The organism is Capnocytophaga sp. oral taxon 329 str. F0087, assembly GCF_000213295.2.
Classification (GTDB): domain Bacteria; phylum Bacteroidota; class Bacteroidia; order Flavobacteriales; family Flavobacteriaceae; genus Capnocytophaga; species Capnocytophaga leadbetteri_A.
In genome coordinates, this window is the sequence record NZ_KN390024.1 from 5,536 (window position 1) to 20,918 (window position 15,383).

The following is a 15,383-nucleotide window of genomic DNA, read 5'->3' on the forward strand; positions in this document are numbered from 1 at the left end:
AAGTACGAAATATTTTATAAATAGCTATTTTGTATATTTACCTGATAATCTGTATTTTATATTTTATACTGACTAAAAAATGGCTATTTAAATAAAAATATTTAATAAAATGCTTGCATTTTTTTTTTTTGTTTTTACTTTGCACCGTCAATAAAAATAATTAGAAAATTAACAACTAAAAAAAAGGAACTATGCGAGACAAAGCAATGATGAAAAGACATTGGGCAGCATTACTGTTGCTATGTCTGTGTACTTTTTCGGCGTGGGCGCAGTCGCTTAACATAAAAGGAAAGGTAACCGATGCTAACAAAGAGCCTCTTATGGGGGTAAGTGTAGTGGTGAAAGGCACTACTAAAGGAGTCAGTACCGATATGAATGGTAATTACGCGCTCGATAATGTAGCCAAAGGGGCTACTTTGGAATTTTCGTATATCGGTATGGTAACGCAAAATATTGCCGTAAATGGTCGCAACACCATTAATGTGCAAATGAAAGACGAAAACCAACAGTTAGAAGAAGTAGTGGTAGTAGGCTACGGAGTTCAGAAAAAGTCGAGTATGACGGCAGCAGTATCTTCGGTATCGGCTAAAGAGGTGCAAAAGCAAGTTACTGCCAATGTGGCTTCAGCCCTACAAGGGCGTACCCCAGGGGTAGAAATTTTGCAACGTGGCGGTATCGCAGGGGCTGAGGTGAACATAGTAGTACGTGGTGCAGGTTCGTTTGGCGCTACGGCACCGTTATACATCATAGATGGGGCAATAGCCGATGGGCTCGATGCGCTTAACCCTTCGGATATTGAGTCGATAGAGATACTTAAAGACGGTTCGGCAGCCGCTATCTACGGTTCGCGCGCTGCTAATGGGGTAGTGCTCGTTACTACTAAAGACGGTAAGAGCGGTAAAACTATAGTGCAAGTAGATGCTTCGTACTCTTATCAAACCCCTTCAAAAATGCTCGATATGATGAACGCAGAGCAATGGCGTACTTTTGCTAACCAAGTGGCAGACAACAGTCCGGCTTACGACCGCGCTCCTCAGAACGTAAACCCTACTGACCCTAACCGCAGTACTGATTGGCAAGATTTGTACTACCGCAATGCGCCAATGAGCAGCTTTAACGCCAGCGTATCAGGAGGAAGTGAAAACTCTACTTTTAATACTAGTTTGGGCTATGTAAGACAAGAGGGTATCATCATTAAATCAGAATACGATAAGTATATGGCGCGTATTAATGCTACTTTTAAAAAAGGTAGATTTTCTTTGAGTGAAAAGCTGTCTATCACTAATACTAAAAAAGTATCGCCTCCGGGGGGGCGCTCTCTTGAGATGCCTACTATACCGGTAACAGACGAACACGGGCGTTATGTATCAACCGCTGCATCAAAAGGTTATTCTATCACTAATACCAATATTTCTAACCCTTTGGCAGCTATCTATAAACAAGACGCTTTTACTCGCAATACTAGTGCTACAGGTAGTTTGGCAGGTACTTTTAAACTGATGAAAGGTTTGCAGTACAAGCTAAACGTAGCAGGAACTTATGTAAATACTAATACCTATAAGCACGTACCAGCTTATGATACCTTCTTTAATGCTGATGGTACTGCTGATAATAAACTTAACCAAACCGCACGCACTTCGCTATCAGAAGGAAGAGCTGAAAACTTCAATTATACTATTGATAACCTACTTACACTCAACCGTACTTTCCAAAAGAAACACCATATTGACGCCCTATTGGGTACGAGCTGGATGCGCGAGTTTTACCGCAAAAACTCAATTAGCTCAGGCGTACACGATTTAGGAGCCCCTACGGTAAAAACGTATAACGGCGAAGGGGTAGTGGGGTCTAATCAGGAAAATGCTGCACTGCTTTCTTTCTTTGGTAGGCTTAATTACGATTATAGTAATAAATACTTGCTATCGCTTAGTTTGCGCCGTGATGAGTCGTCTAAATTTGCTAAAGGGCATCGCGTGGGTTACTTCCCTTCAGTATCAGTAGGTTGGAATTTGCATTCAGAGTCTTGGTTTAACCCTGAACTGCTTAGCAAACTGAAACTACGCGCCAGCTATGGTGAGTTGGGGGCTAACTTTATTGACCCTTATACGTTCTTAAACTTGGCATATGGCCCTGTACCTGCTGCTTTTGGCAACTCGCGCCAATATGGTTATGTTACTCGTTTTGCGCAACACGACCTCACTTGGGAAACTTCCATTTCATCTAACGCGGCTATTGAGGTAGGAGTACTCAACAATATGCTTACCCTTACTGCTGAATACTTTATTAAGCGCAATAACAATCTGTTAGCACCGCTTGAGTCGCTTCCTTCTTCAGGACAAACTATCACTATCAACAAAGGAGCTGTGCCTAACTACAACACCGCTTCTGTAGAAAACAAAGGGTTAGAGTTTTCGTTAGAATTTAGAAAGAAATGGGACGATTTGACTCTTAACTTCCAAACTAACCTAACCTATATGCAAAACAAGGTATTGTCATTGGGCGAAGGGGTACAACCTATTCGCGGAGAGCTGATGAGTGGTAAGTTTAACGACCGTCCTACTATCACTAAAGAAGGTTTGCCAATAGGCTCTTTCTTAGGCTACAAAGTAGTAGGCACTAATGACCAAGGCGACTTCCTTTTTGAAGGGAAAGACGGTACTGCCAAAGTGGCTAAACAGCTAAAAGAAGAAGACAAACAAGTAATAGGTAATCCTACCCCTGATTTCACTTTTGGTTATAACCTCAACCTTAACTACCGCAATTGGGATTTTACCGCTTTCTTCCAAGGGGTAGCAGGTAATGAGATTTTCTCAGCAGCTAAGTATGACTTGTACTTCAATTACGACACTAACGCTCCTGTAGATGCTTTGAACTCTTGGACACCTACCAATCGGAATACTAAGCTACCAATCGCTAAGACTGACAACTACAGCGGCGGCAACGCATTGCCAAGTACCTTTTATATAGAAGACGGTTCTTATTTGCGCCTTAAGAACGTACAAATAGGTTATACATTCCCGCTAACCATTCTGAAAAAGATAGGAGGCTTGCGCTCGCTACGCATCTACGGTAGCGCTCAAAACCTCTTTACGCTTACTAAGTATTCGCTATACGACCCTGAAGTGGGTAGCAATGCCTTGTTCAACAAAGGAATTGACGGTTTAGGTACTTCGCCTGCTATCAATGCCCGCGTGTATAATATGGGATTGAAATTAACATTCTAAACTGAAAACGAAATGAAAAAGATACTATATAAAGCCATATGTATAGCCTCACTTATAGGGCTAACCGCTTGCGAAAAGACTTTTGACGAATTGGCGAGCAACCCTAACCAACAAGACGTAAATGGGTTTTACAACACGCCGCAAAACATTAACAAGGGGGTGATAGGTATTTATGCCTACATCACTACCCCAAGAGCGATGGGTACAGCAGGACGCTTGCAAATTAACCGAGGCGATGAGAGTAGCGATGCTTCGGACTATGGAGTGCCAGGACAGTATTCTGCGAACCTTTCTAGCTCTTGGTATACCATAGTACAGCCTTATTCGCTTTTCTATACAGCAGCTTCGCAAGCCTGCCAAATGATAGAGGAGATACCTAAAGTGAATTTTAGCAACCAACAACTAAAGAATGCCTATTTGGGTGAGGCGTATTTTTTAAGAGCCTATACGCATTGGTTTTTGTTTTTGAACTTTCGCAATATACCACTGATGAAAGAGTTACCTTCGTCAGCCAAAGACTACAAACCACAGGCTACCCCTGAAGAGGCTTGGGACTTTATTATATCAGACCTTAAACGCGCTAAAGAACTCTTGCCAGAAAAAGGCTTTTGGACAGGCGAATCAGTAGGGCGTGTGACCAAAGGTTCGGCTATTGCCCTGCTTGGGAAAGCCTATTTGTACCGCTCAGGCATTGAGCACTACTACGGCCATAGTAGCACAACTTATTATAACGAAGCCGCAGCCGAGTTTAACGAGCTAATACTCAGTGGTAAATATCGCTTAGTAGCCGATTATAACGACAACTTTAAGGTGGCTACTGAAAACAACGATGAGTCTATATTCGAGTTGCAATTCTTGGGCGATGTAACCAATACCGGATTTAACCCAGGGCTATCTAATAGCGGGGTATGGCGCGACCCACGTGGTTATTTGCCACCTACCAATAAAAATGCAAATAGCAGTGTGATACACGATTGGGTGTATAACACCTTTGTAAATTCTAAAGATGCTTCGGGGCACACCGACCCACGTATGTTCGGCACTTTGATTTTTGACGATACCAAATCAGAAATTAACGCTCGTACAGGTGATGAAGTCCGTATTTTTGATAATAAAACATTCAGAGAGTATTACGGAGCTAAAGGTTTTGGGGTAGCCAAAGCACAAGCAAAGAAGTACAAAGCCGCTTGCCGTAAAGGTATTGACTGGACGCTTGCTACTCGTAACCCTGGTGATAACTTCTATATGTGGAATGGTAGAGCCAATGGTCTTAACCAAACAGAAATCCGTTATGCTGATGTGTTGCTAATGTATGCCGAAGCTGTGGTAAAAGGCGGTACACAAGGCTCACTAACGGCGTTAGACGCTGTAAACCAAGTGCGTGCCCGCGTAGGTATGCCAGCGGTAAGCACTGTAGATATGGATGTGATAGAGCACGAACGCATCTTAGAGCTTACCCAAGAAGGGCATCGCTTTTTCGACCTATTGCGTTGGGGCAAGGTAGCACAACGTTTCCACGAATTAGAGCGCACTGACCCTAATTTTAAAAAGTATAGCAACTCTGCTTATCTCGGGTTCCAAGAAAACAAAAATGAGTGGCTACCCCTACCGGTAGACGAAGTTGAGGGCAACCCACACATCACTCGTAACAACCCAGGTTGGTAATTATCAAACTAATATAATGAAAAGAATAATCATTTTACTTTCAATTACTTTATGTATAAAGTCTTTTGGTCAGGAACTTCATAACGGTATAGTGTTGCCAGCAGAATGGCCACCACGTTATGAAGAGCCTACCGAGAGGAAAGAAATGCCGGTGCCGTACTTGCAGCAAAAACCAGCAGTAATACCTATCAACACCGGTAGACAGCTATTTGTAGATGACTTTTTGCTTAGCGAAAATAACCTACAAAAGGTATATCATACCCCTACTTACTATGCTGGTAACCCTGTGTTAGAGCCTGATAAAGAATGGGAGAAAACTACCCAAGGTGCCGTTTACGCTTCTCCTTTTAGCGATGGTATATGGTATGACGAGCGCGATGGCAAGTACAAAATGTGGTACCTAACAGGGGCAGGCACCCTACACAAAGGAGACCCCCAAACATTCTACACCGGTTATGCCGAATCGGCTGACGGTAAGCATTGGGTGAAACCTGCCGCAGGCGTGTATAGCAATACTAACATAGTAGAAACCTCTAACCGCGATGCCGCTACTGTATGGCTTGACCGCAATGAGAAAGACCCTGCTAAGCGTTGGAAACTTTTTAATGTAGAACGCCGTCCTTCAGACCGCCGTTGGCAGATAGTGCTTAAATACTCTGCTGATGGTATTCATTGGAGCAAAGGGGTAGCACAATCGGGTGATATATACGACCGCTCATCGGCATTCTACAATCCGTTTACTAAAAAATGGGTGATTAGTATGCGTTATGGTACCCCTGTATCTAGCCGCTCGCGTGCTTATGTAGAGCACTCTGACCCTGAGGAACTGGTATCGGTAACCCACCGCATACGCAAAGACGACCGCGATAAGCACGTGCACTACTGGTTTGCTCCTGATGACAAAGAGCTACGCCACGAAAAATACCCCGAAGTAGAACCCGGTATCTATAACTTTGATGCTATTGCGTACGAGAGTATTATACTCGGTTTCTACAGTGCGTGGGCAGGGCCTGAAAACAAGGTGTGTGAGCAAGATAAGATACAGAAGCGCAATGTGATTTCGCTCGGCTATAGTCGCGATGGTTTTCACTTTGCACGCCCTACCCACCAACCTTTTATGAATGTAAATGAGACCAAAGGCGCGTGGAACTGGGGAAATATGCAGTCAGTGAATGGAGTGCCTATCATCGTAGGCGATTCGCTTTACTTCTATGCCAGCGGGCGTAGGCTTAGCGATGTGTTTTGGGATAGTCATACTTCAACAGGCTTGGCTACCTTGCGTCGCGATGGGTTTGTATCGCTGAAAGCAGACAAAAAAGAGGCTTTTGCCACTACTGAAAAAGTAAGTTTTGATGGCGACTATTTATTTGTAAATGCGGCTCTTCCTAAAGGGAAACTTTTAGTGGAAGTATTAGATGAAAACGGTACCCCTATTAGTGGTTTTAGCAAAAAAGACTGTATAGGGCTACAAAAAACTGATAGTACTAAAGCACGCGTACAATGGAAAGGCAATGCTACCCTTGCCCCCCTTAAAGGCAAGCCGGTGCGCTTTAGGTTCTACCTTACTAATGGCGACTTATACGCTTTCTGGGTATCGCCTTGGGAAACAGGCGAAAGCCGAGGCTATACCGCTGGCGGAGGTAAAGGGCTGAACCCTTCGGGGATTGATTTACCAATTAGCAAATTAGCCAATTAGCAGATTAGCAAATTAAAAATGAAGAAAGTATATTTAATTTTCAATATGGTATTGGCAAATACCGCTTTCGGTCAGGTACTTCATAACGGTATAACGCTACCCGCACAGTGGCCACCCCGTTATGAAGAGCCTACTGAGAGAAAAGAAATGCCGGTACCCTACCTACAACACAAGCCAGCAGTGATACCTATCAATACTGGCAGGCAGCTATTTGTAGATGACTTTTTGCTCAGCGAAAATCATTTGCAGAAAGTTTATCATACTCCCCATTTCTATGCACAAAATCCTGTCCTAAAGGCTGATAAGCCTTGGGAAAACACAAAAGAAGGCTATCCGTATGCCGCTCCGTTTAGCGATGGGGTGTGGTATGACGAAGCTGACCAGAAGTTTAAGATGTGGTATTTGGCAGGAGCTTCGCAGGCAAATGAAGCTAAACACGGTTTGGCTACCTGCTATGCCGAATCGGTAGACGGTAAGCATTGGACGAAACCCTCGTTAGATATAGTGCCCGGTACTAACTACGTGGATGTGAACAACCGCGACGCTGCCACTGTATGGCTTGACCGCAATGAAAAAGACCCTGCTAAGCGCTGGAAATTCTTCAATGTAGAGTATAAAGTAATGAATAATAATGAGTATAAAAGCGATAAAGCGCAATATCAGTTTGTGCTAAAATACTCATCTGATGGTATTCATTGGACGGATAAAGGTGTAGCGCACTCAGGGAGCATAACCGATAGAGCTTCAGTGTTTTACAATCCTTTTACTCATCGTTGGGTTATCAGTATGCGCTATTCAGTGCCAGCGGTGTCGAACCGTTCGCGGGCTTATTTAGAGCACCCTAACGCTGAAGATGCCGTAAGCCTTGCCCATATGAAGAGCCGACAAATTAACGATAAGTATAATGTTTTTTGGTTTACGCCTGACGACAAAGAAAAACGCCACCCTGATTATCCTGAAGTAGACCCTGGCATTTACAATTTTGATGCTATTGCCTACGAGAGTATTATTTTAGGTTTTTACAGTCAGTGGCAAGGGCCTGAAAATGGTATTGCCAAAAAAGCGATGATGCCTAAACGCAACGAAGTACAATTAGGCTACAGCCGTGATGGGTTTCACTTTTCGCGCCCTACGCACCAGTCGTTTATGGGAGTAAATCCTACTGAAGGGGCTTGGAATTACGGCAATATGCAGTCAGTAAATGGGGTGCCTATTATTGTAGGCGATTCGCTTTATTTTTACAGCAGTGGTCGCTCTAAAAATGGTATTTGGTGGGATGCAGGTATGAGCACCGGCTTAGCTACCTTGCGCCGTGATGGATTTGTATCGCTAAAAGCTGATAAGAAAGAAGCGTTTGCCACTACCGAGAAAGTGCGTTTTGACGGCGAATATCTGTTTGTAAATGTGGCTCTTCCTAAAGGGAAACTTTTAGTGGAAGTGTTGGACGAAAACGGTACTCCTATCAGTGGTTTTACTAAAAAAGACTGTATAGAACTACAGAAAACTGACAGCACCAAAGCTCGCGTACAGTGGAAAGGCAATACTACCCTTGCGGCACTCAGAGATAAACCTTTGCGTTTTAGGTTCTACCTTACTAATGGCGATTTATACGCTTTCTGGGTATCGCCTTGGGAAACAGGAGAGAGTAGAGGCTATACTGCAGGCGGTGGTAAAGGACTAAACCCTTCGGGGATTGATTTACCCAATTAGTCGTTAGTTTTTAGTCGTTAGTCGTTAGCATAGTGTCGCTTTCTAACGACTAAACTAAAATATTTTAAAATACTAATTTTCTTTATTTTAGTGTTTTGTCTTTTTAAAACTTTCGTTTTTACTTTTTATAATAGAGTAAAGATAGGTTTTGTACGGAAAAGTGAGAGCTAATAGAAAGAATAAGAAAAAATAAAAGAAAATTTTACTATCTAAACTACTGATAGTGAGTGTTTTTTGATTGTTAAAGTAAGGTGTTAGTCCGTTTGTAATTAAAAAACTTTAAAAAATATTTGTTAGTTTTAAATTATTGACGTACATTTGCCGTGCTATTTTAAAAATATAATGAGGTTAATGAGGTAGCTCTTAGCTTCGAGGTAAAAAATAAATAAAACAATGGATTTTAAACAATTAGAAAAACAATATCGCGATGAGCTTCTACAAAAGGTGGTTCCTTTTTGGTTAGAAAAATCGCAAGATAAACAGTATGGAGGCTATTTTACTTGCCTCGACCGAAAAGGTAACGTATTTGATACAGATAAGTTTATATGGCTGCAAGCCCGTGAGGTATGGCTCTTTAGTATGCTATACAACCGCGTAGAAAAACGCCAAGAATGGTTAGACTGCGCTATACAAGGGGCTGAGTTCCTAAAAAAATACGGACACGATGGGCAGCTAAACTGGTACTTTTCGTTAGACCAACAAGGCAACCCTTTAGTAGAACCTTATAACATCTTCTCTTATACCTTTGCCACTATGGCATTTGGTCAGCTAAGCATCGCTACAGGCAATAAAGAATACGCTGATATCGCTAAAAAAACTTTTGATATAATCCTCTCTAAACAAGACAATCCTAAAGGCAAATGGAGCAAAGCCCACCCTGGTACGCGTTCGCTCAAAAACTTTGCCCTACCGATGATATTGTGCAACTTAGCCCTTGAAATAGAGCCGCTTTTAGAGCCCTCATTTATAGAAGAGGCTATGGAAGCCTGCATTCACGAGGTGATGGAAGTATTTTTGCGTCCGGAGCTGGGGGGTATAGTAGTAGAAAATGTGAATACTGATGGTAGCTTGTCCGATACTTTTGAAGGTAGACACCTCAACCCAGGGCACGCTATCGAGGCGATGTGGTTTATAATGGATTTAGGCAAGCGCCTTAACCGCCCTGCTCTGATAGAAAAAGCAGTGCAAACTACCCTAACAATGCTTGAGTATGGTTGGGATAAGCAGTACGGAGGTATCTACTACTTTATGGACAGAAAAGGCTGTCCGCCTCAGCAATTAGAATGGGATCAGAAATTGTGGTGGGTGCATATCGAAACGCTTATTTCGCTTATAAAAGGTTACCAACTAACAGGCAATAAAGACTGCCTACAATGGTTTGAGAAAGTGCATAATTATACTTGGCAGCACTTTAGAGACCCTGAATACCCTGAGTGGTGGGGGTATCTCAACCGCCAAGGAGAGGTACTTCTCGACCTGAAAGGCGGTAAGTGGAAAGGCTGTTTCCACGTGCCAAGAGGTTTGTACCAAGTTTGGAAAACAATTGAAATGATCAATGGTTAATGAATAATGATAAAGAACATATAATATACAAAACTTTGTCAAAGTTTTTAATGCCTGCGGTGCTACGGTCTTTCACGACAAAGTCTACTCAGTCGCTTTTGCATCACTGCATTCCCCCCTTGGGGGGGGTAAGGGGGAGGTTATCATTAATTTTCCTCCTTGCCTTAATATCTTGTACAGAAACCCAAAAAGAACAATCTATGAAAATTAATATTACAACACTTACAACCCAAGGCTTAGAGGGCGACCTTCAGAAAGGCGTTTCGGCTGCCTACGCCGCACTTATAGGCGAAGACCTATTGGTGGCAGGCGGTTGCAATTTCCCTGATAAACTCGGTTTTGAAGGGGGCAAAAAAGTGTTTTACGAGGCAATACTTCACTTTGATAAAAATCAAAATCAATGGCAGACGATAGGCAAACTACCTGAAGCCGCTGCTTATGGCGTATCGGTAGCCATTCCTGATGGCTATCTGTGGATAGGCGGGCAAACGGCTACTAACTCGTTAGCTACCTGCTATAAAGTGCAATATTCAAAAGAAAAAGGACTTACTCTAACTGACTTTCCTGCTTTACCCGAGCCTCTTGATAACTTTGCGGGGGCGAGCGTAGGCAGCAAGGTGTTTGTAGCAGGTGGCAACGCTTCGGGCAAAGCCTCTAACAAAGTATTTTATATAGATACGGCTACAGATAAACAGTGGAAGCTGTTAGCTGATTTCCCTGGTGAGGCAAGAGTACAGCCTGTATTGGCTGCTATCGAAAAAGAAAACGATACTCTTTTGTATGTGTTAGGAGGCTTTTTCGGAGGTGATGCCACTAAAGCGCCTACTATGGGCGAAAAGGTATTGGCTTTTAGTTTGAAGCAACAGCAGTGGCAGGAAGTAGGGGTACAAGAAAGCCCTAATAAAGAAATCTTTTCGCTTACAGGGGCTACCGCTTTGGCTATTGACAATCGTTATATAGCTTGTTTTGGAGGGGTGAACCACCGTCTGTTTATCAATACTATTACAGACCTTTATCACTTGGGTAAAGATACTACCCTTACAGATGAGCAACGCAAGCAGAAGAATTACGACTATATGTCGCATTATATGACACAACCTATTGAATATTACCAATTCAATAAGGAATGCTATCTGTTTGATACACACTCGCAGCAGTGGTCAGTACTCGATACGCAAGCTGATTTTGCACGGGCAGGCGCTACTTTAGTAGGCACCCCAGCTGAGTTTTACCTTGTGCAAGGGGAACTCAAACCCGGTGTTCGCAGCCCTAAAACCTATCGATTGAAAATTAACTAACCGCGAACCACTAACGACTAAAAACTAATGATTCATATGAAAAACAGTAAAATATACCCTTGGATAGTAGTTGCCCTGCTATGGGTGGTGGCACTACTGAACTATTTAGACCGACAAATGCTCTCTACGATGCAAGAGTCGATGAAAATGGATATTACAGAGCTTGCGGTAGGCGAGAATTTTGGTCGCTTAATGGGCATCTTCCTCCTTATCTACGGATTGATGAGTCCCGTAGCGGGTATTTTGGCTGACCGTCTTAACCGCAAGTGGATGATAGTAGGCAGCCTCTTTGTATGGTCGGCCGTAACTTACGGAATGGGCTATGCTACTACCTTTGACCAAGTGTATTGGCTACGCGCCTTAATGGGAGTGAGTGAAGCGCTTTACTTAGCTACAGCCCTTTCGATGATAGCGGACTATCACAGCTCAAAATCGCGTTCGTTGGCAGTAGGTATCCATATGTCGGGGCTCTATGCGGGGCAGGCTTTAGGCGGTTTTGGGGCTACCATAGCCTCAAACTACACTTGGCACACCGTGTTTCATTGGTTTGGTATAGCAGGTATAGTGTATGCTGTGTTCTTAGTCTTTACCCTTTTCGATATAGAGCGCAAACCACGCGTAGTACAAACAGCTGTTCCGACAGAAAAGAGCGGACTATGGCAGTCGCTTACGCTGGTATTTGGCACTTTCTCCTTCTGGATATTGCTCTTCTACTTTATGGCATCGAGCTTCCCAGGTTGGGGTACTAAGAACTGGTTGCCTACCCTTTTTGCTACCAATTTGGGAGTAGATATGGCTACCGCAGGACCTATGGCAACTATTTCTATCGCTATATCTTCATTCTTAGGAGTGCTTATAGGAGGTACCTTGTCCGACCGCTGGGTACAGACCAATATCAAAGCGCGTATTTATACCAGTACCATAGGGTTGGGGCTCACCATACCAGCCTTGATATTGATAGGCTTTGGACACTCATATGTAGCGATGATAGGAGCAACTTTGCTCTTCGGAATTGGTTATGGTATGTTCGACACCAACAATATGCCTATCTTGTGCCAAATCATACCGCAACAACAGCGCGCTACTGCGTATGGCATTATGAATATGGGCGGTGTATTTGCAGGTTATGCCGTTACCCGAATGCTCGGTAGCTCTACCGATGCGGGCAACTTAGGTGCTGACTTTAGCAAATTATCGGTAATCATCTTGATAGCTATCGTGCTGATGCTGGTATTCTTAAAACCAAAAAGAGAAATATGTGGCAATTAATTTGTCGATTTGCCAATAAGCTAACAACTAAAAATTAATAACTAAATAATATGACATTTGAAAAAATTAATGGGCTGATAGTAGCGCCCTTTACCCCTTTCGACAAGAAAGGTGAGGTAAATTTAGACCCTATAGATGAGTATGCAAAACTTTTGCAAAGAAATGGATTAATAGGAGTGTTTATCAACGGTTCATCAGGCGAAGGCTATATGATGACGGTTGAAGAACGTATGAAGATAGCAGAGAAATGGGTGTCAGTAGCCCCTAAAGGCTTCAAAGTGATAGTACACTGCGGGGCAACTTGTATAAAAGATAGCTATAAAATGGCACAACACGCCCAACAGATAGGGGCTTTTGGTATCGGAGCTATGGCATCGCCTTTCCCTAAAGCGGGTAGGGTAGAAGAATTAGTGAAATACTGCGAAGAAATAGCTTGTGGGGCACCTAATTTGCCTTTCTACTTCTATCATATACCTGTGCTTAACGGAGTGTATTTGCCAATGTTGCCTTTCTTAAAAGCTGCTGACGGTCGTATTCCTAACTTAGCGGGTATCAAATACACCTACGAGCCGCTATATGAGTACAACCAATGTATGCTTTACAACAATGGCAAGTATGATATGCTTTATGGCTTAGATGAGACTATCCTTAACGCCTTAGTGATGGGAGGAGCTCGCGGAGGTATCAGTGGTACAGGTAGTTATATAGGCAAGGTGTTAGTGGGTATTATAGACGAATATCACAAAGGCAATATTGCTAAAGCTGCCGAACTGCAAAACTACGCCCAAGATGTAATAAACGTAATTGCTAAATACCGCGGTAATATAGTATGTGGCAAACGCATAATGAAGCTGCTTGGCTTAGACTTAGGTATCAACCGCACACCTTTCCAAAACATCACCGATGAAGAGGAAGCTGTGATAAAGAAAGAGTTAGAAAGCATAGACTTTTTTAATAAATGCAATAAATAGTCGTTAGTGATTAGTCGTTAGCAAGCGACAACATTCTAACGACTAAAAACTAACAACTAAATCATAACTAATTGGAAATTAAATATACTTGATTATGAAACAAAAGATTTTATTTTGTTCGTTCTTCTTGATGCTCTTTACCGCTATAGGTTGGGCACAAGAAAAAATAGTGAAAGGGACGGTATCGTCAGACGAGTTGCCGTTGCCAGGCGCTGCTGTGGTTGTGAAGGGTACCACTCACGGTACTCAGACCGACTTTGATGGGAATTATACCCTAACTGTAAAAGAGGGTGATATTCTTGTGTTTAGCTTTGTAGGCTATACCACTCAGGAGAAAAAAGTCACTGGGGGAGGTAAAAATCTAACAATTGATATCAAGCTAAAAGAAGAGACTAATACGCTTGATGAGGTGGTAGTAACCGGTTATGGTGTACAGACTCGTAAGACTTTGGCTACTTCAGTTTCAAAGTTAGATACTAAAGTGTTAGAAAGTGCACCACGCTCTAATGCGGCTACTGCTTTGCAAGGTAGTATAGCAGGGCTTAGAGTAACACAAGTAACTGGTAAACCAGGTACTACCCCTGAAATACAATTGCGTGGTGGTACAGGATTTGACGGTAGTGGTTCGCCTTTGGTGTTAATTGATGGGGTACCAGGTTCTTTTTACGCCCTAAACTCTGATGATATAGAGTCTATGGAAGTGCTAAAAGATGCCGCTTCTACTGCTATTTATGGAGCTCGTGCAGCTAATGGGGTAATCTTAGTAACCACTAAAAAAGGTAAAACAGGTCGTTCTAATATTACCTTACGTACTAAGTATACAATGAATCAGAAGCGTTCCCTACCTGATTATTTAAATGCGCGCGACTTTATCTATTGGAACAGACGTGCTATTAAGAACGTACAAGACTATGGGGTGCACAACTTCGACCAATTCCTTACTGGCACGCACGCTATGGCAACAGGTAATAATACTACTGATTCGCCATACACCACAATGGAACTTACAAATGCCAATCGTTATTTGCTAAACAATCCTGAATGGCAAACAATGACTGACCCTTTAGACCCTAATAAAACACTTATTTTCCAAAATAATAATGTAGGAGAACTCATCTACCAATACAGTGATGCTAAAGATTATAGTGTATCATTTGAAGGAGGTAATGATAAAGGCTCTTACTATTTAGGATTAGGGTATCTAGATGATACTGGTTTAGTATTAGGTTCTAATTTCAAACGTTATTCAGGTACTTTCAATGGCTCTTATAAGATTACAGATGATTTTAAAGTATCTTCTAATATTCTTTACGCTCAATCTAATAGAGTAGGTTCTTTTAGAGATGCTTTGAGTGGCTATGCCAATGAAGATGACTATTTTATTTTCCAACGTTTTGCAGGACAAGCGCCAACTTCGCGTATTTACAATACTAATCCTGATGGTAGTTCGTCTAAAAATTATAACCCTGGTAGTAACTCAGGATTTGGTAACCCTGCTTACTACAAAGATAAATTCTTAATGGACAATATAGAACACCGCATTACGGCTTCAATACAATTTGATTGGAAATTGGTTAAAAATCTTTCTTTGATGGCTCGTGCTAGCCACTTTGCAGTACATAATACATCAGAAAGATTTTATAAATCTTATTTGAATAGTGGTGCTTTGGTATCTTCTCGCTATGCTAGTACAGCTTATGACCGCACTATGAATAATCAAGGAACACTTACTTTGAACTATAAAAATACTTTTGCTGAAAAGCATAACCTAAGCGCACTATTAGGAGGTGAGTATTTCAAACAACAACAGTTTTCTTCGAGTGCTGCAACTGAAGGCTCTCCTACCGACCTTATCCGCACCCTTAATGCAGGTTCAAAAGCTAGTGGTATTCCTTCTTCTTATAAACGCGATTATAGTATAGTGTCTACTTTTGGACAGCTTAATTACGATTATGATGACCGTTACCTTTTAGGACTTACTTTCCGC

The 15,383-nt window shown here is 42.3% G+C and carries 9 protein-coding genes; all 9 read left to right on the plus strand.

The annotated features are described in order from the left end of the window. Nucleotides 1–191 precede the first annotated feature (191 nt). Nucleotides 192–3,224 carry a SusC/RagA family TonB-linked outer membrane protein gene (locus HMPREF9074_RS08810; RefSeq protein WP_009392635.1) on the plus strand — a complete coding sequence of 1,011 codons (3,033 nt, stop codon included), beginning with the start codon at nucleotides 192–194 and terminating at the stop codon, nucleotides 3,222–3,224. 12 nt (nucleotides 3,225–3,236) lie between these two features. Continuing rightward, on the plus strand, nucleotides 3,237–4,889 hold the full coding sequence (locus HMPREF9074_RS08815; RefSeq protein WP_009392634.1) for a RagB/SusD family nutrient uptake outer membrane protein: 1,653 nt from the start codon (nucleotides 3,237–3,239) through the stop codon (nucleotides 4,887–4,889). A 16-nt stretch (nucleotides 4,890–4,905) separates the two neighbouring features. Beyond that, complete coding sequence (locus tag HMPREF9074_RS08820; RefSeq protein WP_034540325.1) at nucleotides 4,906–6,585, plus strand: hypothetical protein; 1,680 nt, start codon at nucleotides 4,906–4,908, stop codon at nucleotides 6,583–6,585. Between the two features lie 18 nt (nucleotides 6,586–6,603). Then, entirely contained in the window at nucleotides 6,604–8,295 is a 1,692-nt protein-coding gene (locus HMPREF9074_RS08825; RefSeq protein WP_009392630.1) for a hypothetical protein, read from the plus strand. 393 nt (nucleotides 8,296–8,688) lie between these two features. Then, entirely contained in the window at nucleotides 8,689–9,858 is a 1,170-nt protein-coding gene (locus HMPREF9074_RS08830) for a n-acyl-d-glucosamine 2-epimerase (RefSeq protein ID WP_009392628.1), read from the plus strand. Beyond that, entirely contained in the window at nucleotides 9,858–11,156 is a 1,299-nt protein-coding gene (locus HMPREF9074_RS08835; protein WP_009392627.1) for a cyclically-permuted mutarotase family protein, read from the plus strand. The genes HMPREF9074_RS08830 and HMPREF9074_RS08835 overlap by 1 nt, the downstream gene beginning before the upstream one ends. Nucleotides 11,157–11,192: 36 nt before the next feature. Beyond that, nucleotides 11,193–12,425, plus strand: coding sequence for an MFS transporter (locus HMPREF9074_RS08840; RefSeq protein WP_034540329.1), 1,233 nt, complete (start codon nucleotides 11,193–11,195; stop codon nucleotides 12,423–12,425). A gap of 50 nt (nucleotides 12,426–12,475) precedes the next feature. Then, nucleotides 12,476–13,396, plus strand: a complete 921-nt coding sequence (locus tag HMPREF9074_RS08845) for a dihydrodipicolinate synthase family protein (protein ID WP_009392623.1) — start codon at nucleotides 12,476–12,478, stop codon at nucleotides 13,394–13,396. Between the two features lie 94 nt (nucleotides 13,397–13,490). Next, nucleotides 13,491–15,383 (plus strand): SusC/RagA family TonB-linked outer membrane protein (locus HMPREF9074_RS08850; protein ID WP_034540331.1); only part of this gene is annotated, 1,893 nt, incomplete at its 3' end.

Excerpts from the sequence above, each read along its gene's own strand:
- HMPREF9074_RS08815 (WP_009392634.1), top strand. The coding sequence starts at position 3,237 with ATGAAAAAGATACTATATAAAGCCATATGTATAGCCTCACTTATAGGG.
- HMPREF9074_RS08825 (WP_009392630.1), top strand. The coding sequence starts at position 6,604 with ATGAAGAAAGTATATTTAATTTTCAATATGGTATTGGCAAATACCGCT.
- HMPREF9074_RS08835 (WP_009392627.1), top strand. The coding sequence starts at position 9,858 with ATGAATAATGATAAAGAACATATAATATACAAAACTTTGTCAAAGTTT.
- HMPREF9074_RS08840 (WP_034540329.1), top strand. The coding sequence starts at position 11,193 with ATGAAAAACAGTAAAATATACCCTTGGATAGTAGTTGCCCTGCTATGG.
- HMPREF9074_RS08845 (WP_009392623.1), top strand. The coding sequence starts at position 12,476 with ATGACATTTGAAAAAATTAATGGGCTGATAGTAGCGCCCTTTACCCCT.
- HMPREF9074_RS08820 (WP_034540325.1), top strand. The coding sequence starts at position 4,906 with ATGAAAAGAATAATCATTTTACTTTCAATTACTTTATGTATAAAGTCT.
- HMPREF9074_RS08810 (WP_009392635.1), top strand. The coding sequence starts at position 192 with ATGCGAGACAAAGCAATGATGAAAAGACATTGGGCAGCATTACTGTTG.
- HMPREF9074_RS08830 (WP_009392628.1), top strand. The coding sequence starts at position 8,689 with ATGGATTTTAAACAATTAGAAAAACAATATCGCGATGAGCTTCTACAA.